The organism is Escherichia sp. SCLE84 (genome assembly GCF_012584495.1).
Lineage (GTDB): Bacteria > Pseudomonadota > Gammaproteobacteria > Enterobacterales > Enterobacteriaceae > ECMA0423.
In genome coordinates, this window is the sequence record NZ_CP051430.1 from 4,828,917 (window position 1) to 4,853,747 (window position 24,831).

23 protein-coding genes and 3 pseudogenes are annotated in these 24,831 nt (G+C 51.0%); 10 read left to right on the forward strand and 16 right to left on the reverse strand.

Annotated elements, in window-relative coordinates; translation table 11 throughout:
- Positions 1-2: 2 nt before the first annotated feature.
- The gene (gene pmrD, locus HGD79_RS23470) at positions 3-269 is read left to right on the forward strand and encodes a signal transduction protein PmrD (RefSeq protein ID WP_001295285.1); all 267 of its coding nucleotides are present in this window, start codon (positions 3-5) and stop codon (positions 267-269) included.
- Here pmrD and arnF read toward each other — a convergent pair.
- From arnF to arnB, 7 genes are read right to left on the reverse strand one after another with little or no spacing between them, the layout of a single operon-like run.
- The gene (gene arnF, locus HGD79_RS23475; protein ID WP_000523879.1) at positions 263-649 is read right to left on the reverse strand and encodes a 4-amino-4-deoxy-L-arabinose-phosphoundecaprenol flippase subunit ArnF; all 387 of its coding nucleotides are present in this window, start codon (positions 647-649) and stop codon (positions 263-265) included. The two genes, pmrD and arnF, sit on opposite strands and share 7 nt — an antisense overlap.
- Positions 649-984 carry a 4-amino-4-deoxy-L-arabinose-phosphoundecaprenol flippase subunit ArnE gene (gene arnE, locus HGD79_RS23480; RefSeq protein WP_000638031.1) on the reverse strand — a complete coding sequence of 112 codons (336 nt, stop codon included), beginning with the start codon at positions 982-984 and terminating at the stop codon, positions 649-651. Before arnE ends, arnF begins: the two co-directional genes overlap by 1 nt.
- Entirely contained in the window at positions 981-2,633 is a 1,653-nt protein-coding gene (gene arnT, locus HGD79_RS23485; RefSeq protein ID WP_096147448.1) for a lipid IV(A) 4-amino-4-deoxy-L-arabinosyltransferase, read from the reverse strand. Before arnT ends, arnE begins: the two co-directional genes overlap by 4 nt.
- Complete coding sequence (gene arnD, locus HGD79_RS23490; RefSeq protein ID WP_000169728.1) at positions 2,633-3,523, reverse strand: 4-deoxy-4-formamido-L-arabinose-phosphoundecaprenol deformylase; 891 nt, start codon at positions 3,521-3,523, stop codon at positions 2,633-2,635. Before arnD ends, arnT begins: the two co-directional genes overlap by 1 nt.
- Positions 3,520-5,502, reverse strand: a complete 1,983-nt coding sequence (gene arnA / locus HGD79_RS23495) for a bifunctional UDP-4-amino-4-deoxy-L-arabinose formyltransferase/UDP-glucuronic acid oxidase ArnA (protein WP_000860245.1) — start codon at positions 5,500-5,502, stop codon at positions 3,520-3,522. The genes arnD and arnA overlap by 4 nt, the downstream gene beginning before the upstream one ends.
- Positions 5,502-6,470 (reverse strand): undecaprenyl-phosphate 4-deoxy-4-formamido-L-arabinose transferase, encoded by a 969-nt coding sequence (gene arnC, locus HGD79_RS23500; RefSeq protein WP_096147447.1) that lies wholly within the window; start codon positions 6,468-6,470, stop codon positions 5,502-5,504. Before arnC ends, arnA begins: the two co-directional genes overlap by 1 nt.
- A 3-nt stretch (positions 6,471-6,473) precedes the next feature.
- On the reverse strand, positions 6,474-7,613 hold the full coding sequence (gene arnB / locus HGD79_RS23505) for a UDP-4-amino-4-deoxy-L-arabinose aminotransferase (RefSeq protein ID WP_001388277.1): 1,140 nt from the start codon (positions 7,611-7,613) through the stop codon (positions 6,474-6,476).
- 307 nt (positions 7,614-7,920) lie between these two features.
- Between arnB and ais the strand changes: the two genes are divergently transcribed.
- Positions 7,921-8,523, forward strand: a complete 603-nt coding sequence (gene ais / locus HGD79_RS23510) for a lipopolysaccharide core heptose(II)-phosphate phosphatase Ais (RefSeq protein ID WP_001297077.1) — start codon at positions 7,921-7,923, stop codon at positions 8,521-8,523.
- 38 nt (positions 8,524-8,561) lie between these two features.
- On the opposite strand, the gene nudI is transcribed toward ais, so the two are convergent.
- Positions 8,562-8,987 carry a nucleoside triphosphatase NudI gene (nudI, locus tag HGD79_RS23515; protein ID WP_001249889.1) on the reverse strand — a complete coding sequence of 142 codons (426 nt, stop codon included), beginning with the start codon at positions 8,985-8,987 and terminating at the stop codon, positions 8,562-8,564.
- A gap of 278 nt (positions 8,988-9,265) precedes the next feature.
- On the opposite strand from nudI, the gene HGD79_RS23520 reads away from it, so the two are divergent.
- The 3 genes and pseudogenes from HGD79_RS23520 to HGD79_RS23530 all read left to right on the forward strand — a co-directional run.
- Positions 9,266-9,808 (forward strand): YfaZ family outer membrane protein, encoded by a 543-nt coding sequence (locus tag HGD79_RS23520; RefSeq protein WP_000717009.1) that lies wholly within the window; start codon positions 9,266-9,268, stop codon positions 9,806-9,808.
- Positions 9,809-9,907: 99 nt separating this feature from the next.
- Entirely contained in the window at positions 9,908-11,110 is a 1,203-nt protein-coding gene (locus HGD79_RS23525) for a nicotinamide mononucleotide deamidase-related protein YfaY (RefSeq protein WP_000921642.1), read from the forward strand.
- Positions 11,111-11,173: 63 nt separating this feature from the next.
- A pseudogene (locus tag HGD79_RS23530) lies at positions 11,174-11,635 on the forward strand (aldolase/citrate lyase family protein); the annotation flags it as partial.
- A 40-nt stretch (positions 11,636-11,675) separates the two neighbouring features.
- Here the strand turns inward: HGD79_RS23530 and HGD79_RS23535 are convergent.
- The 4 genes from HGD79_RS23535 to glpA form a co-directional block, all read right to left on the reverse strand.
- A complete protein-coding gene (locus tag HGD79_RS23535) occupies positions 11,676-12,578 on the reverse strand; it encodes an ISNCY family transposase (protein ID WP_168848518.1) in 903 nt (300 codons plus the stop codon).
- Positions 12,579-12,771: 193 nt separating this feature from the next.
- Positions 12,772-13,962 carry an anaerobic glycerol-3-phosphate dehydrogenase subunit GlpC gene (gene glpC / locus HGD79_RS23540; protein WP_001000358.1) on the reverse strand — a complete coding sequence of 397 codons (1,191 nt, stop codon included), beginning with the start codon at positions 13,960-13,962 and terminating at the stop codon, positions 12,772-12,774.
- Positions 13,959-15,218: a glycerol-3-phosphate dehydrogenase subunit GlpB gene (glpB, locus tag HGD79_RS23545; RefSeq protein ID WP_001209921.1), complete on the reverse strand. Its 1,260-nt coding sequence runs from the start codon at positions 15,216-15,218 to the stop codon at positions 13,959-13,961. The genes glpC and glpB overlap by 4 nt, the downstream gene beginning before the upstream one ends.
- Positions 15,208-16,836, reverse strand: a complete 1,629-nt coding sequence (glpA, locus tag HGD79_RS23550) for an anaerobic glycerol-3-phosphate dehydrogenase subunit A (protein WP_000857257.1) — start codon at positions 16,834-16,836, stop codon at positions 15,208-15,210. The genes glpB and glpA overlap by 11 nt, the downstream gene beginning before the upstream one ends.
- 272 nt (positions 16,837-17,108) lie before the next feature.
- On the opposite strand from glpA, the gene glpT reads away from it, so the two are divergent.
- Positions 17,109-18,467: a glycerol-3-phosphate transporter gene (gene glpT / locus HGD79_RS23555; protein WP_000948732.1), complete on the forward strand. Its 1,359-nt coding sequence runs from the start codon at positions 17,109-17,111 to the stop codon at positions 18,465-18,467.
- Between the two features lie 4 nt (positions 18,468-18,471).
- Positions 18,472-19,548: a glycerophosphodiester phosphodiesterase gene (gene glpQ / locus HGD79_RS23560; RefSeq protein WP_000768973.1), complete on the forward strand. Its 1,077-nt coding sequence runs from the start codon at positions 18,472-18,474 to the stop codon at positions 19,546-19,548.
- 41 nt (positions 19,549-19,589) lie between these two features.
- Here the strand turns inward: glpQ and HGD79_RS23565 are convergent.
- A pseudogene (locus HGD79_RS23565) lies at positions 19,590-19,829 on the reverse strand (LysR family transcriptional regulator); the annotation flags it as partial.
- Between HGD79_RS23565 and HGD79_RS26750 the strand changes: the two are divergent.
- Both HGD79_RS26750 and inaA read left to right on the forward strand, forming a co-directional pair.
- Positions 19,827-19,931 (forward strand): annotated as a pseudogene (locus HGD79_RS26750) (hypothetical protein); the annotation flags it as partial. The pseudogenes HGD79_RS23565 and HGD79_RS26750 sit on opposite strands and share 3 nt — an antisense overlap.
- Positions 19,932-20,010: 79 nt before the next feature.
- Positions 20,011-20,661: a lipopolysaccharide kinase InaA gene (gene inaA, locus HGD79_RS23570; RefSeq protein ID WP_000301050.1), complete on the forward strand. Its 651-nt coding sequence runs from the start codon at positions 20,011-20,013 to the stop codon at positions 20,659-20,661.
- Between the two features lie 53 nt (positions 20,662-20,714).
- Here the strand turns inward: inaA and yfaE are convergent, their stop codons facing one another.
- The 3 genes from yfaE to nrdA all read right to left on the reverse strand — a co-directional run bounded on the left by yfaE (position 20,715) and on the right by nrdA (position 24,473).
- Positions 20,715-20,969, reverse strand: coding sequence for a ferredoxin-like diferric-tyrosyl radical cofactor maintenance protein YfaE (gene yfaE / locus HGD79_RS23575; RefSeq protein ID WP_000135040.1), 255 nt, complete (start codon positions 20,967-20,969; stop codon positions 20,715-20,717).
- Positions 20,969-22,099 carry a class Ia ribonucleoside-diphosphate reductase subunit beta gene (nrdB, locus tag HGD79_RS23580; protein ID WP_000332036.1) on the reverse strand — a complete coding sequence of 377 codons (1,131 nt, stop codon included), beginning with the start codon at positions 22,097-22,099 and terminating at the stop codon, positions 20,969-20,971. Before nrdB ends, yfaE begins: the two co-directional genes overlap by 1 nt.
- Before the next feature lie 88 nt (positions 22,100-22,187).
- Positions 22,188-24,473 carry a class 1a ribonucleoside-diphosphate reductase subunit alpha gene (nrdA, locus tag HGD79_RS23585; RefSeq protein ID WP_001075177.1) on the reverse strand — a complete coding sequence of 762 codons (2,286 nt, stop codon included), beginning with the start codon at positions 24,471-24,473 and terminating at the stop codon, positions 22,188-22,190.
- Positions 24,474-24,600: 127 nt separating this feature from the next.
- Between nrdA and ypaB the strand changes: the two genes are divergently transcribed.
- Entirely contained in the window at positions 24,601-24,744 is a 144-nt protein-coding gene (gene ypaB / locus HGD79_RS26915) for a protein YpaB (protein ID WP_001300064.1), read from the forward strand.
- Positions 24,745-24,831 lie beyond the last annotated feature (87 nt).

Sequence of the window (24,831 nt, forward strand, 5' to 3'; positions counted from 1 at the left end):
CAATGGAATGGCTGGTCAAAAAATCGTGCTGCAATAAACAAGATAACAGACATGTACTTATGCTCTGCGATGCTGGCGGCGCGATAAAAATGATCGCCGAAGTGAAGAGTGACTTCGCCGTGAAAGTGGGGGATTTACTCTCGCCTTTGCAGAATGCGCTTTATTGTATTAATCGTGAAAAGCTGCATACGGTGAAAGTCCTCTCGGCAAGCAGTTATAGCCCCGATGAGTGGGAACGGCAGTGTAAAGTGGCAGGGAAAACTCAGTAACGTTGTTTTGTCATGGGCAGGAAAATCAGCATCAACCCGCTCATAATACAGGCTACTCCCAGTAGTGCTTTCAGCGAAAAAGTCCCTTCCCAGCCGGGAAGTACCATTGAAGCAATCCATACCAGCACATAACTCATACTGAGCAAGGCATAGGCTTTGCTTAGCGCAAGTTTATGTAGCGTTTTATACCAACAAAAAACGGAAAGCAGATAACCCAGCAGCCCGAGTAACAGTATCCGGGCATCCAGGCCAAAAGCTAACAGAGCCGCGATAAAATCCCATAAGTGCGTCATCGGCGGCAGATGACTCGCCGCAAAACCCAGGCTTAATTGCGCAACTGAGGCAATAATGACGCTGAATAATCCCCACATCAGGCCCATTACACCGTACTCCCGAGGATCACAATGCCACCAATAATGAACGCCACCCCACACCAGTGACGCGGCGATACCGGTTCGTGCCACAGTTTTACTGCAGCCAGCGTCACCCAGACAAAATTCAGACTTAACATCGGGTAGGCAATGCCTACCGGTACGTTCTGCAAGACCAGCAGCCAGAGCACCATGGCAAGACCAAGACAAGCCAGCGCCAGTCCCAGCCACAGCACGATATGTTTGCGCCGTTTGTTTATCGCCACAAAGCAGGTTGCCTGTTTCTGACACAACTGCCCGGCAACGCTAAGCAAGCTGGCAAAGACTAATGTTAGCCAGATCATTTGGGACGATACTGAATCAGCACCAGACGCTCCTGACGATCGATGGCATCTGCGGGCGGAATGGCGAGACTGTTGATATCTTCATCGCGGTCAACCGAAAGCACGAGAGTAATAATCCCCTCCTGACGATGTTGATTAAGCCAGTTTGCGAACTCATCACCGCTGACAAATCTCCCTTTCGCATCCGGATAATTAAGGCCGTATTTCAACTCACCTGTCTGGCGATACATGATGATGTCATCGCGTTGCAGGCTCCATGCCAGACCTGCGGCAACACCGACGCTATCAGTAAGAATATAGCGGCTTGGCTGAAGTGATTCTTGTGTCATCTCGACAAAAAATTGCGGATGTTTTCCTTCCATAACTCTGTCAGGAATTGAAAATCCTACCAGCAACGCCAGCCCCAGCGGGCAAAGCGCGGCAAAAGGCCAGGTCTTTTCGACGTTTGTTAAGGTGTACCAGCCGAAAAATGCCCATAGCGAAAAAATCGACCAGGCACAAAAGACTTTATAGCTCTCGAAGGTTTGCCACACCGGCGTGTTCATTGGTCCCCACGGGGAGACCACAAATGTGGCAATAATGCCAGTGACGCCAAAAGCGATGTTAATCCAGCCATTAATCCGCAGCGCCAGAGGATTATTTTTTGCTGCCAGCAAAGCGTAATGCGCCATCAGCATTGCCAGAGATGCAAAGCAGGAAAGAATATAGGTGGGCAATTTACCTTTAGCGACGGAGAAAAACAGCAGCGGCATTATCGTCCAGCTCAACAAATAGACGGTTGCGGAATGCTTGCGGTTTTCCCAGCCTGTGTACAGTGCACCGGGGAGTAATCCCAGCCACGGCAGGCTACCGGCAATGATGACCGGCACGTAGTACCAGAACGGAGCTCTATGTTGGGCATCATCCAGTGCAAAGCGTTGAATATGCTCAACCCAGAAAAAATAGTGCCAGAAGTCAGGCTCCCGCTGCGCTATCGCCAGTCCCCAAGGGAGAACCGTCAGTACGCAACTGATAACCGCCAGCCAGCCGTAAATAAAGAGATCTTTCCAGCGTTTTTGCGTCGCTACCCATGGCAGCACGCTTAATACCGGCACGGCAAGGGCGAGAAAACCTTTGGTCATCACCCCCATGCCGCAGGTGATTCCCAGCAGTAAAAATCCTGCGCTTTTGCCTTTCCACGTCTGTGCCTGCATTGCCAGCCAGAAGCTGCACATTCCCGCCACCAGCCAGAATGCAATAAACGGATCGAGCACGGCATAAGTGCCGATGGCATAGACAATAAACAATGAGAGATAAATTACTGTGGCGAGTAGAGCCAGACGTTTATCGCGCCATAAGCGCAGAGTAAACCAGGTCACCAGCGCGGCAGTTAACAGGGTCGCAAAGATAACGCCTGCCCGCACACCAAAGTTATTCGCGCCAAATAGCCATTGCCCAATGCTGTTAATCCAGTATCCGGCAATGGGTTTTTCGAAATAACGTAGCCCTAACAGATGGGGCACAATCCAGTCGCCGGATGCCAGCATTTCTCGACTGATTTCCGCATAACGCGTTTCATCGGGTTGCCAGAGCAGACGCGTGCTGATCGGTAACAGGTAATAGCAGGCAATAAACGCGAAGAGGCCGATAAGGTAACGTACCGATTTCATCAGCGACTACCCGCAATTTGTTGGCAACCCAGCCAGCCTTCACGTCCGGCAATATTTCCGCGAACAACTTGTCCGAGCGGCAACGTCTCTGATAACAGTTCGCTTAAAGGGCAAAATGTCACGCCTTCCTGAGCTGCGCGTTTGAGGAGATCCACAAAATTATGCTGATAAGCGCAGCCTTCAACTTCTGCATGAATGGTATAAACCGGCGTGCCTTTATCTCGCAGGATGCGGTTGAGTAACCAACCGTTAAAATCTTCTGCTTTCACATCCCGACCAATCACTTCATCCCAGGTGGGTAAGGTCACCGGAATTTGCGCAGTGCCAGGGTTTCCTGATTCGAGCAATGGACGGAACGGCATGGCCCCACGACAATCGCTGTTGTAGCGCAAATGGAACGCTTCTTTTGCTTCGATCACCTTCTGGTCGGCACGCCAGCCCGCAGCGGCAGAACAGGTTACCGGTTGACCGATAATCTCTTCCAGAGTGCGAAGACCGCGTGCAATATCGTCGATCATTGTTTGCCGATCCCAGTTACCGCTACGGGCTTGCCAGGCATGGTGATCCCAGGCGTGCAGGCCGACTTCGTGATGTTTAGCCGCTTCACGAATGATATCGGCATTGGCATGACCAATCTCTTTACCTGGCCAGGCCGTACCTGCCAGTAAAATATCCCAGCCATAAAGCGATGCCGCATTTGAGCGCAGCATCTTCCACAAAAACTGTGGCTTCACCAGTCGCCAGAGATGGCGGCCCATATTGTCCGGGCCGACGCTGAAAAAAATGCTGGCCTGAATATTATGCTTACTCAAGATTTCCAGCAGACGCGGCACGCCTTCACGGGTGCCACGAAAGGTATCGACATCAATGCGTAAGCCTACTTTGGTCATGATGGTTTATCCGTAAGATCAACGGTGCGCAGGAAGAAATCCAGCGTTTCGTCGATGGTTTCCTGCATATCAATTTTCGGCTCCCAGTCCAGGCAGCGGTGGGCATTGCGGATGCTCGGTTTACGATGCTCTACGTCCTGATATCCTTTGCCGTAGTAGCTGCTACTTTCGACAACGCGAAAGCCCGCAAACGGTGGGAAATGATGGCGCAGCGGATGTTTTTCGAAGCTCGCCAGCAGCATCTCGCCCAGTTCCTCAATGCTCGCTTCGTTCTCAGGATTGCCAATGTTGATAATTTCACCGTCGCAGCGATTTCCCGCATTTTCGATAATGCGGTATAACGCCTCGATACCATCGCGAATATCAGTAAAGCAGCGTTTTTGTTTTCCGCCATCAATCAGCTTAATCGGTGAACCTTCTACCAGATTGAGAATGAGTTGCGTAATAGCGCGGGAGCTGCCGATTCGTGCCGCATTAAGGTTATCCAGTCGCGGTCCCATCCAGTTAAACGGGCGGAAGAGGGTGAACTGTAAACCCTCTTTTTCGCCATAGGCCCAGATCACCCGATCAAGTAATTGTTTTGATACCGAATAAATCCAGCGTGGTTTATTCACCGGGCCGACGATTAAATTAGAATGGTCCTCATCGAAGTATTTATCGCTACACATCCCATAAACTTCTGAAGTTGACGGGAAGATGATTCGCTTACGGTACTTCACGCAGTAGCGGATAATGCGCAGATTCTCTTCAAAATCGAGTTCAAATACGCGCAGCGGGTTGCGGGTATATTCAATCGGCGTGGCTATCGCCACCAGCGGCAAGACGACATCACATTTTTTGACGTGATACTCAATCCATTCGGAATGAATACTGATATCGCCTTCGACAAAGTGAAAATGCGGATGATTCAGAAAACGGCTTATCGCATCGCTGCCAATATCCAGACCGTAAACTTCATAATGATCTTCGCGCAGCAGGCGTTCTGTCAGATGGTTGCCAATAAAGCCATTTACCCCGAGGATGAGTACCCGGGTACGGCGTCGGGCGGTGCAGGCAGGCTGGCTATTCAAGCGTGAACCTTGCACCAGGCCCAGCGTCTGCGCTAATTGCGAGCCCTGCATAGTAATGCCGTCGCCCGCCTGTCCGGTGACGATTTCCAGCGCGCCATCGCCACAGGCAATCAACAGCGGTGCAATAGAAATCACGCTCCCCGGCTGTGCTTTGCTGGCATGAGGATGAACACGCGACGACCAGACGGTAAATTTCTGATTGCCAACATAGCTGAAGGCACCCGGCCACGGATCGGCAACGGCACGTACCATGTTGTGCAGTACGGATGCCGGTTTATGCCATTCAAGGAAACTGTCATCCGGCGTTCTGCGACCAAAACAGGTGGCTTCGTTTTCGCGCTGGGCGATTTCCAGAATATTACCGTGTTTAATGGCGGGTAATGTCTGTTCCAGTAGCTGGCGCGCGGCATGGCACAATTTATGATGCAGCGTAATAGCGATATCGTCTGGCGCAATGGCAACGCGCAGTTGCGCCACAATGGCCCCAGCATCGGCACGTTTTACCATTCGGTGCAATGTAACGCCCGTTTCCGTTTCACCGTTCACCAGCACCCAGTTCAGCGGCGCGCGACCACGATATTTTGGTAACAGCGAACCGTGCAGATTAAATGCACCTGCGGGAGCGAGCTGCAAAATCTCGTCGCAAATAAGATGGCGATAATAAAAAGAGAAAATCACCTCTGGTGACAGTTGGGCAATGCGTTCCACCCACAGCGGATGATTAACGTTATCCGGCGCATAAACCGGAATGCCTCTTTCCGCCGCCAGATGAGCCACCGAACCATAAAAGGCTTTTTCACCGGGATTATCGGTATGGGTAAAAATGGCGCTAATTTCGTAACCGGCAGCCAGCAGAGCTTCAATACCGAGGCATCCCATATCGTGGTAGGCAAAAACGACGGTTTTCATTATTCATTTTCCTTGCTGGATGGACGGATAACTTGCTGAACAAAATAGCGGGGGCGGGCGCGGACATCGGTGTAGATCCTGCCGATATATTCACCGAGTAATCCCATGCCGATAAACTGAGCGCCAATAAAAGTAAACAGCACGGCAAATAGCATAAAGACGCCTTCTGCCGCCCATTGTGGTCCGAAGGTCAGGCGTAAAATCACCAGCAGCACCGCAATGCTAAAACCTCCAATCGCAATAATGCTGCCGAGCAGACTCAGCATACGTAGCGGCGTTGTGGTAAGGCAGGTCACCAGGTCGTACATCAAATTAATCAGGCGCATAAAACTGTATTTGGATTCACCAAACTCACGCTCGGAATGATGTACTGGAATTTCAATGGCACGGCGGGCGAAGATATTCGCCAGAATCGGGATAAAGGTGCTACGTTCATGGCAGTGCAACATCGCATCGACAATATGACGGCGATAGGCGCGCAGCATACAACCGTAGTCACCCATCGCTTTGCCGGTGGTGCGCTGAATAAGCCGGTTAATCATCTTCGAAGCTGTTTTACGAAACCAGCTGTCCTGGCGGTTCTGGCGTACAGTCCCTACCACGTCGTAACCTTCATCGGCTTTTGCCACCAGGCGGGGGATTTCTTCTGGCGGATTCTGGAGATCGGCATCAAGGGTAATAATTAAGTCGCCGGTAACGTGACTGAATCCCGCCATAATCGCTGAATGTTGCCCGTAATTGCGGTTAAGCAAAATAGACACAATATGGCTGTTCTCCGCTTGTGAGGCTTCGACCAGCATTTGCGCGGAATTATCGCTACTGCCGTCATCAATCAGCAGGATCTCATACTCTTTCCCCAACGATTCACAGGCTGTGGTGGTGCGCCTGATTAATTCCGGTAAGCTTTCCTGCTCGTTATAAACGGGAATAACCACCGAGACTTTCTTAACAGGGTGGATTTCAAACATGGCTTATTGTCCTGCGAGTTGCTGAAGGGCTGTGATGACACGGTCGGCATCGGCGGTAGTCATATCCGGGAACAGCGGCAAAGAACAGATGCGTTCGCTATTCCATTCGGTATTCGGTAACGACAGCGTGGGAAAACGCTCGCGATAATATTTTTGTGTGTGAGCGGCGCGGAAATGTAACCCGGTACCAATGCCTCTTTCTTTTAACGCTTCCATCAACGCATCGCGACTGATACCACAACGTTGTTCATCGACACGAATAATAAACAGATGCCAGGCGTGAACGTGCGGCCAGGCGGGAAGGCTTAATGGCTGAAAGGGGAGAGCTGCCAGTGCTTGCTGATATTGCTGGGCAATTTCGCGCCGACGGGTGTTGAGGTGCTCTAATTTTGCTAACTGTGTCAGGGCAATCGCGGCGTTAATATCGGTCAGATTGTACTTATAGCCCGGTGTTAAGACTTCAGCCTGCGGTGCACGGCCCCAGGTTTGTCTGTCATAGGCATCGACACCCAGACCGTGAAATTTCAGCATCCGTAGCTGGCGGGCAAGGTTTTCATTATCAGTTACAATCAGGCCACCTTCCGCACAGGTAATATTTTTAATGGCATGAAATGAAAAAATAGCGGTACCTTTTGCGCCAATATGTCGCCCTTTGTAATACGTACCGACGGCATGGGCAGCATCTTCGATAACTGCGATGCCGTAACGTTCGCCAATGGCGCGAATGGCGTCAATATCTGCTGGCGCACCGGCATAATGCACCGGAATGATGGCTTTAGTGCGTGGCGTTATGGCTGACTCGATCGCTTCAGGCGTGACCATCAGCGTATCGCGGTCGACATCCACCATTACCGGCGTTGCACCCAACAAGGAAATCATATTGAGGGTTGAAACCCAGGTCAGGGAAGGCGTAATCACTTCATCGCCCTTGCCAATTTCCAACGCCATTAGCGTGATATGCATTCCGGCGGTGGCTGAACTGACCGCGATGGCATGCTGATTTCCCGTCAACTGGCAAAAGGCTTGCTCAAGCGCCTGATTCTTCGGACCGGTTGTGATCCAACCGGATTCGAGAACCTCTTTAACTGCAGCGAGTTCCTCCACGCCCATTGCTGGTCGCGAAAAAGGCAAAAATTCTGACATTGCTTTTCCTTCCGCCATTGAATACCTGTCCACTTATATTTGCTATAAAGAGTGTTGTGTATATTTTGCCATTTGGAGCGAAATTTTAAGGATAGAATATTAACTTAACCTTAAGAAACTAATATTAGACGTAAATATTGAAATTTTTATATTTTTTCTTATTTAGGCTTTGCATTTGGCAAAATTTTGAGGCATTTTGCCGACATCGTAGGATTTTTAATATTACACCAACTGCTAATTATCGCCAGAAATGTCGCTCAATTTTACGGTAATTGTCTGGTTGCGCTTGTCTATAGGTGGAGTTTACGTGTTAGCTTTTTGCCGCTCATCATTGAAGTCAAAAAAATATTTCATCATTTTACTGGCGCTCGCTGCAATTGCCGGACTGGGTACTCATGCCGCCTGGAGTAGCAATGGTTTGCCACGTATCGACAATAAAACATTGGCCAGACTGGCACAGCAGCACCCGGTTGTCGTTTTGTTTCGCCATGCTGAACGTTGCGATCGTTCAACCAATCAATGCTTGTCAGATAAAACAGGTATTACGGTTAAAGGTACCCAGGATGCCCGTGAACTGGGCAACGCTTTTAGCGCTGACATCCCTGATTTCGATCTTTATTCCAGTAATACCGTCCGGACCATTCAGTCGGCGACCTGGTTTTCCGCGGGTAAAAAGCTGACGGTAGATAAACGACTTCTTCAGTGCGGTAATGAGATTTATAGTGCAATTAAGGACTTACAAAGCAAAGCGCCTGATAAAAATATCGTTATTTTCACCCATAATCATTGCCTGACATATATTGCTAAAAATAAGCGTGATGCGACATTTAAACCTGATTATCTGGATGGTTTAGTCATGCATGTGGAAAAAGGCAAAGTTTATCTGGATGGGGAATTCGTTAACCACTAAATTTTCAATCTGACAGCCAGTGATGGCTGTCATCATTGTTAAAGAAGACCTTTCAAACGTAACGTTTTTCGGGTGGCAACATTTAAATCATAATGCACCAGATCTTCAGGTTTTACCCACGCGTAGTCCTGAAACTCTTCGTTTATTTTCACTTCTCGGTTGGCAGAAACGCAGTCAAAAATCAGGTAAATCATATAAATCTCTTCCTTGCGACCATCTGCATACGTCTTGGTGCGAATATCATCGCTGAAGGTCCACGGCGTGATTTCTGTCAAAAGCAGCTGTTCTCCCAGTTCTTCGCGAATTTCGCGGCGTAGTGCCTCTTCAATTCGTTCGCCAGACTCCACGCCGCCACCCGAAAGCGCCCATTGACCGGGGAAAACGCCGCGATCGTCGGCCATTTTACACAGCAAATAAGCACCATCATTTTGAATCAAAGGGCATACAATAGTCCGTTGTCGCATAGGGGTATTCCTTATAAATAAAAAGAAACCATGAGAATACGGTAACTCAGAAATATGTGAAAGTGACAGTAATCTCTTTTGCAATGATAACTGCACTTATTATTATTTTTGTGTGTATCGGTAAAGTGTGTTTATTTTTTCGGCGTTTAATTATTTAAGAAGTATTTAGTTACAATAAGTGACTAGATCCCTTTTTTCGCTCATTGAATCCTCTGTGCCAGGCAGTACAATCCCGCAGCTTTGGGAATTTTGATTAATTGCTTGTGGGAAAGGGGATAATGAAAAAAATTGCGCTAGCAGGTCTGGCCGGAATGCTGTTGGTTTCTGCATCGGTCAATGCAATGAGCATCAGCGGCCAGGCGGGTAAAGAATACACCAATATTGGTGTCGGTTTTGGGACTGAATCGACGGGCCTGGCTTTAAGCGGTAACTGGACACATAACGACGACGACGGTGACGTCGCGGGCGTGGGGCTGGGGTTGAATCTGCCTCTCGGGCCGTTAATGGCGACCGTTGGCGGAAAAGGCGTTTACACCAACCCGAATTACGGCGATGAAGGTTATGCCGCAGCGGTAGGAGGTGGTTTGCAGTGGAAAATTGGCAACAGCTTCCGTTTGTTTGGCGAGTATTACTACTCTCCGGATTCGCTCTCCAGCGGTATTCAAAGTTATGAGGAAGCGAATGCTGGCGCGCGTTACACCATTATGCGTCCAGTCAGTATTGAGGCGGGTTATCGCTACCTGAATCTGTCGGGTAAAGACGGTAACCGCGACAACGCCGTGGCTGACGGCCCGTATGTTGGGGTTAACGCCAGTTTCTGATCCCTTCCGGCGCGGCATTCTGTCGCGCCATTCAGTTTCTTACTACGCCTTATCTCCCTTTGCGTTATAGTGATTCGATAACAAAAGCAGGAGATAACCATGTTAAAAGTGGAAATGCTATCCACCGGGGATGAAGTGTTACACGGGCAAATCGTTGACACTAACGCTGCCTGGCTGGCCGATTTTTTCTTTCATCAGGGGCTGCCATTATCTCGCCGCAATACGGTGGGGGATAACCTTGATGACTTAGTCACCATTCTTCGCGAACGTAGTCAGCACGCCGATGTGCTGATCGTTAACGGCGGGCTGGGACCGACCAGCGATGATTTAAGCGCACTCGCCGCTGCGACAGCAAAAGGTGAAGGCATGGTGCTGCATGAAGCCTGGCTCAAAGAGATGGAACGCTATTTCCACGAACGTGGACGAGTAATGGCACCGAGCAACCGTAAACAAGCGGAGCTGCCTGCCAGTGCTGAATTTATCAATAACCCGGTAGGCACCGCCTGTGGTTTTGCCGTGCAGCTTAATCGTTGCCTGATGTTCTTTACTCCCGGCGTACCGTCAGAATTTAAGGTGATGGTCGAGCACGAAATCCTGCCGCGTCTGCGCGAGCGTTTTTCTTTACCACAGCCGCCGGTTTGTCTGCGTTTAACTACCTTTGGTCGTTCGGAAAGCGATCTGGCACAAAGCCTGGACACTCTACAACTGCCGCCGGGCGTAACAATGGGCTATCGCTCTTCAATGCCGATTATCGAACTGAAACTCACCGGACCGGCAAGCGAGCAACAGGCGATGGAAAAACTGTGGCTGGACGTTAAACGTGTTGCCGGACAGAGCGTGATTTTCGAAGGCACCGAAGGACTGCCCGCGCAGATCAGTCGCGAATTGCAAAACCGCCAGTTCAGCCTGACGTTGAGCGAGCAATTCACCGGTGGTTTATTGGCTTTGCAACTTTCTCGCGCAGGTGCTCCATTGCTGGCGTGTGAAGTGGTTCCTTCACAGGAAGAAACCCTGGCGCAAACTGCGCACTGGATTACAGAACGGCGGGCCAACCATTTTGCCGGGCTGGCACTGGCTGTTTCGGGTTTCGAGAACGAACATCTCAACTTTGCGCTAGCCACACCAGACGGCACTTTCGCTCTGCGTGTGCGTTTCAGCACTACGCGCTACAGCCTGGCTATCCGTCAGGAAGTGTGCGCAATGATGGCACTGAATATGCTGCGCCGTTGGTTAAACGGCCAGGATATCGCCAGTGAGCATGGCTGGATTGAGGTTATTGAGTCCATGACCTTATCTGTCTGATTCCGCCACTCTGTGCCGGTTTACTGCACCGGCACATTCCCCCTCCGGCAAAACTTGTCCAACCCTCCCTACGGTGAGCGTGGTGTTGGGGCCAGTGTGGCACGGGCTGCGCGCTGGGGACGCATTGAGAATTACATGGCGCAAGTCAACGATTCGCTTTGTCTGTTAGTGCAGGTGGAAAGTAAAACGGCACTGGATAACCTGGACGAGATCCTCGACGTCGAAGGGATTGATGGCGTGTTTATTGGACCAGCGGATCTTTCTGCGTCGTTGGGCTACCCGGATAACGCCGGGCACCCGGAAGTGCAGCGAATTATTGAAACCAGTATTCGGCGGATCCGTGCTGCGGGTAAAGCGGCTGGTTTTCTGGCTGTGGCTCCTGATATGGCGCAGCAATGCCTGGCGTGGGGAGCGAACTTTGTCGCTGTTGGCGTTGACACGATGCTCTACAGCGATGCCCTGGATCAACGACTGGCGATGTTTAAATCAGGCAAAAATGGGCCACGCATAAAAGGTAGTTATTGATATCAAAGGCCCATGGGGATCGGCTGTGGGCCTGTGTTAATTAGTGGTTATTCGCTGCCAGATCGGCTTCGCTTAGCTGGGTGGCCGCGAGCACCTGGTCACGATCAATGCCCTGTTCCAGCATGCGCAAAGCAATTTTAATGGCTTGTTCATGCATACCTTCCTGCCAGCCAATTTGATGCCCTTCCTGCCGTAGCCGTTCAGCAATAGTCATTAATCTCTCCTTTTGTAGTGGTGAACGTTCGGCAATCTCCTCAATAAAACGGGTGAAACGGGAGGTATCGCCGCATTGCAGCAGATAATTAAACAGTGTTTGTAGCTGGCTGTCATTAGTGAAGCCTCTAACCAAAAGCGTGGTGATCCTGTCAACCATGCCGATTAAATCGCGGTCGCGAATATGCTTTTGAATCAGTTCCAGCAGAGCTATACGCCGATGTTGCATGATCTCATCGTCAGGTACGATGGTGATATCCACCAACGGAAAAGCTTCGGTGTACAACTGCCGGGCAAGTTGCGGATCGTCAAACTCATCCAGCCAGTTAAGTGAGTACGGGTAGGGCGATGTTTCGCCATGATAAAACAGCAATGGCACCACCAGCGGAACTCTGTCATAGCCTTTATCCAGTTGACGCTGCATGGCGGCAGTGGCATAGCGCATTAGCCGAAAAGCCATATTCTTTTCTGCAGAGCTTTGATGTTCAATCACGCAGTAGATATAGCCGTCACCGTCGCTGGTTTCCACGGACCACAAAACATCCGAGTAGTAAGCGTGTAAACTTTTTTCAATAAAACTAGTGGGTTCCAGGCGTAAGGTTTGCAGGTTGCAAAGCTTGCGCAGTGGTTCTGGTAAATGTATTTCGAGAAAATCCCGTGCGGTTTCGGGTGTGAACATAAAGGTTTTAAACACCGCATCATGCGGGGAGGATGTTGTTGATTCGGTCATGGTTGTCCGTCACCTGATATTTATGATGACGCGACATTACGTCTATCCCGGGCCTTTGACATCTGTCAGTTTCAGCCTTTGCGAGACATTTTCAGAGGAATTTTCAAAGCGTTGCAACGCATACATGGTGCGTGGAATCGCGCTCGCAAAAATGCCCGATAAGCAATGTGCTTACCGGGCATCAAAAGGTCGGTTAAGCCAGCGCCTGGGCCAGTAGCGTAATCGGATGTTCGCAGCGAAGGCTCGTGGACATCTCAATCTGCCATTTGCAGGTTTCGCAGTCGGTGATGACCAGATCCGCGCCGCTCTCTTCTATCTGGCGGAACAGTGGCGCACCGATGGCTTGTGAGGTGGGGTAGTTCTCTTTTTTGAAACCGTAAGTACCCGCAATACCGCAGCACTGGGAATCCAGCACCGTTAACTCAAGCCCCGGGATTTTACGCAACAGCTCCAGGGTGTAGAGCGTCCAGCCCATTTTTTCCATATGGCACGGAGTGTGATAAACCACTTTCAGCGGCAGCGGTTTCAGCGGTAACGTTTTGCCTTCGTCCAGCTTGCGCCACAGCCAGCGGGTTGCCAGTTCGATATGATCGCGCAAGCCTTTGTTGTCGACATTCAGCACTTCCGGGTATTCGTCGCGCAGGGCAAATGTACAGGTTGAGGAGGTGGCAATCACCGGAATGCCTTTTACTCCCACAGCTTCGCGGATCGACTCTACATTCGTAATTGCCTGTTTGCGTGCTTTATCGGTAAAGCCGTTGGCGATTAGCGGTACGCCGCAGCATTTTTCTTTGCTGAGCAGTTGTACACCGGTACCCATTGCGTTGAGCACTTTAATTAAATCTTTACCTAACTGCGGATGGTTGTAGTTAACGAAGCAGCCGTGAAAGAAAGCGACCTGGTCTTTATATTGTGCTTGCTGAGCCGCTATGCTGCGATACCAGCGACGGAACGTGCCGAAGGAGTATTTCGGTAGCGTGCGGCGATGATCGATTTTTAACGCCGCATCAAGCAGCTGCCGCACCGGTTTCAGCGAGGTAGCGGTGTTGACGATTGGTGCGAACGGCGTGGAAACGCTACCCATCAGGTCGGTATGACTCAACACAAAATTACGCAGCGACGGGCGCGTGGTGTCATATTTTGCCCGCGCGCGCTGGATAATATCGCCAATCTTCACATCGGACGGGCAGGCGACTTCACAACGTTTGCAGTTGATGCAATATTTCAGCGCCTCGTCATACAGTGCGCCATCTTTCAAACGCAGACGCTCGCCATCCGGCCCGGCTTGTTTTGGCCCTGGATAACCGGGATTCACCCGGCTCACCGGGCAGGCGGTGGTGCAGACGGTGCACTTAATGCAGTTTTCGAAGCTGGTGTCGTTCATTGTTGGCCTCCTGCGCGTTGGGCAATCTGTTGAGCGGCATGTAAAGCACTGACGGCACAAACACCGCCGCCGCATCCCTGGGCGATGGGATCAAATCCGCCCAGCACCGAACCGATGGCAAACAGGTTCTCAATGGTTTGCCCTGCCTGCGACGGGCGTAGCGTCTCATCAGTGGTTACACCGAACTGCTGCCACGGTTGCGGCGCAAAAAAATCGCCCTTATACCATTCACCCCGCGTGGCGGTTTGTAGCACATCAAGGCCGAGAATCGGCTCGCGAATGCCGTTACGTTCCGCTACCAGTCCGCCACTAAAGAAACTGCCGCTGGCGAGAACCGCGAAACGTGGACGTAGCGGAATATCGGCGTGATTGCGGGTCCAGATTTCATTCACTACGCCATTTTTACAGGTCACTTTTTTCACTTCATCGCCCGGCATCCACACGCCACCCTGGCGCACAAACTGGCGCTGTAACTGGTTTTGCAGACGAATGCCCAGCACGGAAGGCGGCAGCGTTGGCAAAAGCATCAGTGAACAAGGTAGTTTTTCATTCAACCAACGCCACAGTTTGTCATCGGCCAGGCCGAAGCAGGCGGGCATCAGGATCATTTCGCAGGTATTGGCGACAGGAATAAGCGCATCAAGTAACAGCGGCCAGTTTTCTTCATTATCAAGGAAACGGGCGATATTCACCGCGCGAAATTCGGTGGCGTTATTGCGCAGGACATCCAGTTCCGGCAGCTCTATTTCTGCGGTTTCAACCGAAAGATCCAGTTCGCGCAACGAAGCCGCCGCAAGATGCGCCTGGAAATCCATCAGCCCGCTTATCCCCACTACACATATCTTCTTCGCGGGTAGCGGCCAGACGGGAACTTCTGGCGAACTTAACCAGGTTGCACGCAAAGTGCCGAGCGGGGTAACGCGCTGATGGGCCAGTTCCACGCTGCCCTGCAATTGCGCACCGCTTTCAGCGATCAATGCCTGCGCCTGGCAAGCGAGATCGAGCACGCGTTGTGGTTCGAGAAGACTGTAAGGATGGGCTGGTGCCTGCTGACGCAAAGATTCCAGTCCACTGTGAATGTCTGTCACCGGTTGACCATCAGGCAGATGGCTCAGCAAATCCAGCGAACCGGATGAGAAATGCAGCGCGCTTTGACCACGCGTGACAATGGCACAGCGCAGGCCGTGTTTTTGCAGTTGCAGGCCACAGAGTAATCCGGCGAGGCCGCCGCCCATAATGACAGTATCAAAGCGCATCTTTCTGTTCCTTCTCCAGACCACACAATCCCTGATAAACCCAGCGGGTAAATTCGCTTTCGCGCAGTGCATCTCCCCAGGCGATGGGTTGCACGCCTTTCCAGCGTTCGTTAAGGAAGGTGGAAAGTTGCTCGATAGATTGCGCGGACGTCGTGACGTTAAAACGTTGCAGCAGTCCGGCAGCGCGGCAGGCGCAGAGTTCGCCCTGGCAGGTACCCATCCCCACACGGGTACGACGGCGTAAATCCAGCAGGCTATTAACGTTTAAATTTTCTACCGCGTACTGAACTTCACCCGCAGTTACCGCTTCGCACTCACATACCAGGCTACGATGCAGACGGCCTTCGCTCAGCCAGGCAGGCGTGCGATCGCCATGACGATAAACCGCAGAACCGCGCAGCGGGGCAGGCAGGGAGATGACTTTACGCAAGGTAACTTCAGCGGGTTCTTGTGAACCAGGCAGTGCCAGATCGGCAGTCGTACAGGGGCGCGTGTTGCCCAGTTTGCGGCATACCGCGTCGGTAGCCCATTCAGCCATCAGCCGATAGGTCATCAGTTTGCCACCGGTGATGGTGATAAATCCGTCCAGACCATCGCGTTCAGCATGGTCGAGCAGCACGATGCCACGGCTGACGTTACGTCCGCTCGGGTCGTCATCGCTGGCAACCAGCGGGCGCACGCCAGAATAGGCCCGCAAAATGCGCGTTTTCGCCATCACGGGGGCCAGTTTTTCCCCTTCACGCAGCAGAATATCAACCTCTTCTGCCGTCACTCGATTATCGTCAATCTCGTTGTAATCAATACGTAAAGAGGTGGTGCCAATCAGCGAAATGGTATCGCCAGGCACCAGAATATCGGCGTCGGAAGGTTTACGGCAGCGGTTGATCACATGCTGGTTAATGCGGTGATCCATGATCAGCAGCGATCCTTTCGCCGGGAACATGCGAATGCGCAGATCGGCATATTCGGCAATGTGTTGCCCCCAGATCCCAGCGGCATTAACCACGACAGGTGCATGAAGGGCCTGAGTTTCGCCGGTGAGATGGTTACGTACACGAACACCGCACACCGTCGCGCCTTCACGAATCAGCCCCGTGACTTCATGAGCGGTAAGGATAACGGCACCGTGTTCTTTGGCATCCAGCATGTTTGCTGCGGTCAGACGAAATGGATCAACGGTGCCATCCGGAACTTTCACCGCGCCAATCAGTGCCGGGTTAACGGCAGGTTCGATAATGCGCGCTTGCTGCGGGTCTATAGCTTCTGCGCTGATCCCTGCTTCTTCGCAGGCGCGAATAAAAGTGGCCTGGAAGGAGAGGTCATCTTCCGGCAGGGTAATAAACAGGCCGTTGGTTGGTTCAACGCAGTGACGTGCAATGCGTTTCAGGATCTGGTTTTCACTAATGCATTCGCGGGCCGATTCCGCATCGGTTACCGCATAGCGCGCACCGCTGTGCAGCAGGCCGTGGTTACGCCCGGTGGCACCGGTTGCGATGTCGTGGCGCTCAACCAAAATCACGCGCAGCCCGCGCAGGGCACAGTCGCGGGCAATCCCGGCTCCCGTTGCGCCGCCACCAATGATAATCACGTCACTTGATTGCGAGTCGCGAGTTTTCATTGTTATCCCTCTGAAGTTCGTTTTTTACCATTTAGCCATAGTAAAAACATGAATTGTTTGATTTCGCGCATATTCGCTCATGATTCGAAAGTGAAACGTGATTTCATGCGTCATTCTGAACATTTTGTAAATCTTATTTAATAATGTGTGCGGCAATTCACATTTAATTTCTGAATGTTTTCTTAACATCGCGGCAACTAAAGAAACGGCAGGTTCTCCCACTGAATCAGTCTGTTAATCATAAATAAGACCACGGGCCACGGAGGCTTTCAATGTTGAGTATTTTTAAACCAGCGCCACACAAAGCGCGCTTACCTGCTGCGGAGATCGATCCGACTTATCGTCGATTGCGCTGGCAAATTTTCCTGGGGATATTCTTTGGCTATGCGGCTTACTATTTGGTTCGTAAGAACTTTGCGCTTGCTATGCCTTATCTGGTCGAGCAGGGATTCTCTCGCGGTGATTTAGGTTTCGCGCTTTCGGGGATCTCGATCGCTTATGGATTTTCGAAATTCATAATGGGTTCGGTATCGGATCGCTCGAATCCGCGCGTTTTCCTGCCCGCAGGTTTGATTCTGGCGGCGGCAGTGATGTTGTTTATGGGCTTTGTGCCATGGGCGACGTCGAGCATTGCGGTGATGTTTGTACTGTTGTTCCTCTGCGGTTGGTTCCAGGGGATGGGGTGGCCGCCGTGTGGTCGTACTATGGTGCACTGGTGGTCGCAGAAAGAACGTGGCGGCATTGTGTCAGTGTGGAACTGTGCGCACAACGTCGGTGGTGGTATTCCGCCGCTGCTGTTCCTGCTGGGGATGGCCTGGTTCAATGACTGGCATGCGGCGCTCTATATGCCTGCTTTCTGCGCCATTCTGGTGGCATTATTCGCCTTTGCGATGATGCGCGATACCCCGCAATCCTGTGGCTTGCCGCCGATCGAAGAGTACAAAAATGATTATCCGGACGACTATAACGAAAAAGCGGAACAGGAGCTGACGGCGAAGCAAATCTTCATGCAGTACGTACTGCCGAACAAACTGCTGTGGTATATCGCCATCGCCAACGTGTTCGTTTATCTGCTGCGTTACGGCATCCTCGACTGGTCACCGACTTATCTGAAAGAGGTTAAGCATTTCGCGCTGGATAAATCCTCCTGGGCCTACTTCCTTTATGAATATGCAGGTATTCCGGGCACTCTGCTGTGCGGCTGGATGTCGGATAAAGTCTTCCGTGGCAACCGTGGGGCAACCGGCGTTTTCTTTATGACACTGGTGACCATCGCGACTATCGTTTACTGGATGAACCCGGCAGGTAACCCAACCGTCGATATGATTTGTATGATTGTTATCGGCTTCCTGATCTACGGTCCTGTGATGCTGATCGGTCTGCATGCGCTGGAACTGGCACCGAAAAAAGCGGCAGGTACGGCAGCGGGCTTTACCGGGCTGTTTGGTTACCTGGGCGGTTCGGTGGCGGCGAGCGCGATTGTTGGCTACACCGTGGACTTCTTCGGCTGGGATGGCGGCTTTATGGTAATGATTGGCGGCAGCATTCTGGCGGTTATCTTGTTGATTGTTGTGATGATTGGCGAAAAACGTCGCCATGAACAATTACTGCAAAAACGCAACGGAGGCTAATGGCATGAAATTGAAGCTGAAAAACCTTAGCATGGCGATCATGATGAGCACTATAGTCATGGGAAGCAGTGCAATGGCGGCGGACAGCAACGAAAAAATAGTCATCGCCCATCGCGGTGCCAGTGGATATTTGCCGGAGCATACGCTGCCAGCAAAAGCGATGGCGTATGCGCAGGGAGCGGATTATCTGGAACAGGATTTGGTGATGACCAAAGACGACCATCTGGTTGTTCTGCATGACCATTATCTCGATCGTGTTACTGATGTTGCCGATCGTTTCCCGGATCGGGCGCGCAAAGACGGTCGTTACTACGCGATAGATTTCACGCTGGATGAAATTAAGTCGCTGAAATTTACCGAAGGTTTCGATATTGAAAACGGTAAAAAAGTACAGACTTATCCGGGGCGTTTCCCAATGGGTAAGTCCGACTTCCGGGTGCACACCTTTGAAGAAGAGATTGAATTTGTTCAGGGGTTAAATCACTCTACCGGGAAAAATATCGGTATCTATCCAGAAATTAAAGCGCCGTGGTTCCATCATCAGGAAGGGAAGGATATTGCGGCAAAAACGCTGGAAGTGCTGAAGAAATATGGTTACACCGGTAAGGACGACAAAGTTTATTTGCAATGTTTTGATGCTGATGAGCTGAAGCGTATTAAGAATGAGCTGGAACCCAAAATGGGCATGGATCTCAATCTGGTACAGCTGATTGCCTATACCGACTGGAATGAAACGCAGCAGAAACAGCCGGATGGAAGCTGGGTTAATTACAACTACGACTGGATGTTTAAGCCGGGTGCTATGAAACAGGTGGCGGAATATGCCGACGGTATCGGGCCGGATTACCATATGTTGATTGAGGAAACATCGCAGCCGGGTAATATCAAACTCACTGGCATGGTGCAAGATGCTCAGCAGAATAAACTGGTAGTGCATCCTTATACCGTGCGGTCAGATAAACTGCCTGAATACACTACTGATGTGAATCAGTTATATGATGCTCTGTATAACAAAGCGGGTGTAAATGGGCTGTTTACTGATTTCCCTGATAAGGCAGTAAAATTCCTTAATAAAGAGTAATGCTACTGCAGGATGGCGTTCATGCGCCATCCTGTCTCACATCAAATTTTTCCATTCACCACGAGTTGTTCCGTACACGTTTGTAGTAAAAACAGTGGACTGCCTTCTACCGGCTTTTCTTTAGCCAACAACGAAATCTGTCGATAGAAGGTTGGTTCGTGAGGAACGGAACACAATTCACCTGCAATGCTTTTCAGCGTTAACTCTGGTTGTAAGGCGATGCCTAATCCCTGTCGAATAAACTTCATCGCTGTATCCGACTGATTAAATTCACATTTTATCTACTGGGCGCACTATTAGTGGTAGTGGCTGGTGGAATCTATGCGCTGCAAATGAAGGGTAAAAGCGGTGTCACGCTAGTAGTGGCAAAAGAAATTCATTAATACGACACGTTTCATTAAGATTTTCCTCAGGTAACCACCTATAGTCATTGTCGTTAATAAAAATGACAGGCGATAGGGTATGGCAGTTTCAGCAAAGTACGACGAATTTAATCACTGGTGGGCAACAGAGGGCGACTGGGTTGAAGAGCCTAACTATCGCCGTAATGGTATGAGCGGGGTGCAATGTGTCGAGCGCAACGGCAAAAAGCTGTATGTAAAGCGCATGACGCATCATCTGTTTCATTCCGTACGTTATCCGTTCGGCCGACCAACGATTGTCCGTGAGGTTGCGGTAATTAAAGAACTGGAACGGGCCGGTGTCATCGTGCCGAAGATCGTTTTTGGTGAAGCGGTGAAAATTGAGGGTGAATGGCGAGCGTTGCTGGTGACTGAAGATATGGCGGGGTTCATCAGCATTGCTGACTGGTATGCCCAGCATGCAGTATCGCCTTATTCTGACGAAGTACGGCAAGCCATGTTGAAAGCAGTGGCGCTGGCGTTTAAGAAAATGCATAGCATTAATCGTCAGCATGGCTGTTGTTATGTTCGCCATATCTATGTGAAAACAGAAGGTAATGCAGAAGCTGGTTTTCTTGACCTGGAGAAAAGTCGTCGCCGCTTGCGTCGCGATAAAGCGATTAATCATGACTTCCGCCAGCTGGAAAAATATCTGGAGCCAATCCCCAAAGCGGACTGGGAGCAGGTGAAAGCGTATTACTACGCCATGTAATCGTTGTAGGCCAGATAAGACGCATAAGCGTTGTATCTGGCACTACAACCAATTCACATCTCGATTTCAATATCGCCTTTTGCCCGGCAACAACAGGGCAAAATTTCCCCCGGCTGAATAAAGGCTAACGGTTCGGCAATCCAGTCAACCTGACCTGCAACCAGACGGGTGCGACAGGAGCCGCAGTAACCTTCGCGACACTGATACTCAACCGCCACATTGTGGGATTCCAGCGCCGCCAGAAGGGAAGGGTGTTCATCCTGGCACAGCAGTTGTGTGCCAGTGATGCGCAGGGTAACGCGGGCCATCAGAGTTGGAAGTTACTCAAATCGTCGGTGTCCACTTCCGCGTCAATCTGCCCGACCAGATAAGAACTGACTTCCACTTCCTGCGGAGCAACCTGCACGTTATCAGACACCAGCCAGGTGTTGATCCATGGGATCGGGTTGGAGCGCGTCTGGAACGGCAGATCCAAACCGACTGCCTGCATACGGATATTGGTGATGTATTCAACGTACTGGCAGAGAATGTCTTTATTCAGACCAATCATCGAACCGTCGCGGAACAGATAATCCGCCCAGTCTTTCTCCTGTTGAGCTGCCTGAACAAACAGGTCATAGCACTCCTGCTTACACTCTTCGGCAATTTCCGCCATCTCAGGATCGTCCGCGCCGCTGCGCAGCAGATTCAGCATATGCTGGGTGCCGGTCAGGTGCAGGGCTTCGTCGCGGGCAATCAGGCGAATAATTTTGGCGTTGCCTTCCATCAATTCGCGTTCTGCAAATGCGAAGGAACAAGCAAAGCTGACGTAGAAACGAATCGCTTCCAGCGCGTTAACGCTCATCAGGCAGAGATACAGTTTTTTCTTCAGCTCGCGCAGGCTAACGGTCACAGTTTTACCGTTAACGGTGTGGGTACCTTCGCCCAGCAGATGCCAGTAGCTGGTCATTTCGATCAGCTCATCGTAATAGCTGGAGATCCCTTCCGCACGTTTCTGGATCTGCTCGTTGGTGACGATATCGTCAAACACAACAGACGGATCGTTAACGATATTACGAATGATATGAGTATAGGAACGGGAATGAATCGTTTCTGAGAACGCCCAGGTTTCGACCCAGGTTTCCAGTTCCGGAATAGAAATAAGCGGCAATAGCGCCACGTTCGGACTACGACCCTGAATGGAGTCCAGCAGCGTCTGATATTTCAGGTTGCTGATAAAGATGTGTTTTTCGTGCTCCGGCAGCGCCTGGTAATCGATACGGTCGCGGGAGACGTCAACTTCTTCCGGACGCCAGAAGAAAGAGAGCTGCTTTTCGATCAGCTTTTCGAAGATGTCATATTTTTGCTGATCGTAGCGAGCCACGTTGACCGGCTGACCAAAAAACATCGGTTCTTTAAGCTGATCATTTTTCGTCTGTGAAAAGGTGGTATATGCCATGAGTGTGTCCTGTGGTTTTATTACCCCTCACCCTAACCCTCTCCCGCAAGGGGAGAGGGGACGGTTTGGTGCAAAGGCTGGGGGATTATCAGATCTTACATGCGCCGCTTTCGCAGCCATCGTCCTGGATTGACGGTACCAGATCGTCCTGCGCGTCTTCAGCGCCGTCACGGGTGTTCTGATAATACAGCGTTTTGACCCCGAATTTGTAGGCGGTGAGCAGGTCTTTCAGCAACTGCTGCATCGGCACTTTTCCTGACGGGAAACGTGACGGATCGTAGTTGGTGTTAGCAGAGATCGACTGATCGATAAATTTCTGCATGATACCTACCAGTTGCAGGTAGCCATCGTTACCCGGCATTTCCCACAGCAGCTCATAGGCGTCGTGCAGGTGCTCGTAGTCCGGCACCACCTGGCGCAAAATACCGTCTTTCGACGCTTTGATGCTGACGTAACCGCGCGGCGGTTCAATACCGTTAGTGGCGTTAGAGATCTGTGAAGAAGTCTCTGACGGCATCAGGGCAGAAAGCGTGGAGTTACGCAGGCCGTGCGTTTTGATTGATTCACGCAATGCTTCCCAGTCGTAATGCAGCGGCTCATTAGCGATGGTATCCAGATCTTTCTTATAGGTATCGATCGGCAGGATCCCTTTCGCGTAAGTGGTTTCGTTAAACCACGGGCACGCGCCTTGCTCTTTTGCCAGCTCGTTAGACGCTTTCAGCAGGTAATACTGAATCGCTTCGAAGGTTTTATGCGTCAGGTTGTTGGCGCTGCCGTCGGAGTAACGCACACCGTGCTTCGCCAGGTAGTAAGCGAAGTTGATCACACCAATACCCAGCGTACGACGACCCATCGCTCCACGTTTGGCGGCCGGGATCGGGTAATCCTGATAATCCAGCAGCGCGTCAAGTGCACGAACCGCCAGAATTGCCAGCTCTTCCAGTTCATCCAGGCTATTAATTGCGCCCAGGTTGAAAGCAGACAGCGTACACAGCGCGATTTCACCGTTCTCGTCGTTGACGTCGTTCAGCGGTTTGGTCGGCAGGGCTATCTCCAGGCACAGGTTAGACTGACGCACTGGCGCGATGGCCGGATCAAACGGGCTATGGGTATTGCAGTGGTCAACGTTCTGAATATAGATACGACCGGTAGACGCACGTTCCTGCATCATCAGCGAGAACAGCTCAACGGCTTTCACACGCTGCTTGCGGATGCTGTCGTCTTTCTCATATTTGGTATACAGGCGTTCAAACTCTTCCTGATCGGCGAAGAATGCGTCGTACAGCCCCGGTACGTCGGACGGGCTGAACAGGGTGATATCTTCACCTTTCAGCAGGCGGGTATACATCAGTTTGTTGATCTGTACCCCGTAGTCCATATGGCGCACGCGGTTGCCTTCCACACCACGGTTGTTTTTCAACACCAGCAGGCTTTCCACTTCCAGATGCCACATCGGGTAGAACAGCGTTGCCGCACCGCCGCGCACGCCGCCCTGAGAGCAGGATTTCACCGCTGTCTGGAAATGTTTGTAGAACGGAATACAGCCGGTATGGAACGCTTCACCACCGCGAATCGGGCTACCCAGCGCACGAATACGCCCGGCGTTGATGCCGATCCCGGCACGCTGGGAAACGTATTTCACAATCGCGCTGGAGGTAGCGTTGATGGAATCCAGACTGTCACCGCACTCGATCAGTACGCAGGAGCTGAACTGACGAGTCGGGGTACGCACGCCGGACATGATTGGCGTCGGCAGCGAAATTTTAAATGTGGAAACCGCGTCGTAAAAACGCTTCACATATTGCAGGCGCGTTTCACGCGGGTAGTTCGAGAACAGGCACGCGGCAACCAGAATATAAAGGAACTGGGCGCTTTCGTAGATTTCGCCGGTCACGCGGTTCTGTACCAGATATTTGCCTTCCAGCTGCTTAACGGCAGCATAAGAGAAGGTCATATCACGGTCGTGATCGATAAACGTGTCCATCTGCTTGAACTCTTCTTCCGTGTAGTCTTCCAGCAGATGATTATCGTATTTGCCCATCTCGACCATTTTCACCACGTGGTCGTACAGCGCAGGCGGCTCAAACTGGCCGTAGGCTTTTTTACGCAGGTGGAAGATCGCCAGGCGCGCGGCAAGATACTGATAATCCGGCGCATCACGGGAGATCAGGTCTGCGGCCGCCTTGATAATGGTTTCGTGGATGTCAGAGGTCTTGATACCGTCATAAAACTGAATGTGGGAGCGCAGCTCGACCTGGGAAATCGAAACGTTATGCAGTCCTTCTGCCGCCCAATCCAGAACGCGATGGATTTTGTCGAGATTGATGCGCTCTGTGCTACCGTCGCGCTTTGTCACCAGCAGATTCTGATTCATGTATGTCGTACCTGTTTTTGGAATTCTTTCCGCAATAGTTTCATGCAGACTACCTGTAGTAAGGGAAGCTGCTTAGAACACTATATATAGGGGGTATGTTTGGGATTCACTGCAAGATAGTGTGAAAATGGCCCTCTTGCAAGTGCATAACTTTGTGGATAACTCAGGAAGGAAAAAGTGGCTTTCGCGCACCTTAGGTCAGACAAGGTGTCCGGGAAAGTCAATGGGAAGAGAAAAATTTGTTAAAAATAACTGTTCGGCGATTTCTTGAACGGCAGAATAGGTTGGATAAATTGATATAGATGGTTTATTAATCTTTTTGCTAATGATTGCAAAAATTGATCTAAGCACGAGTCAT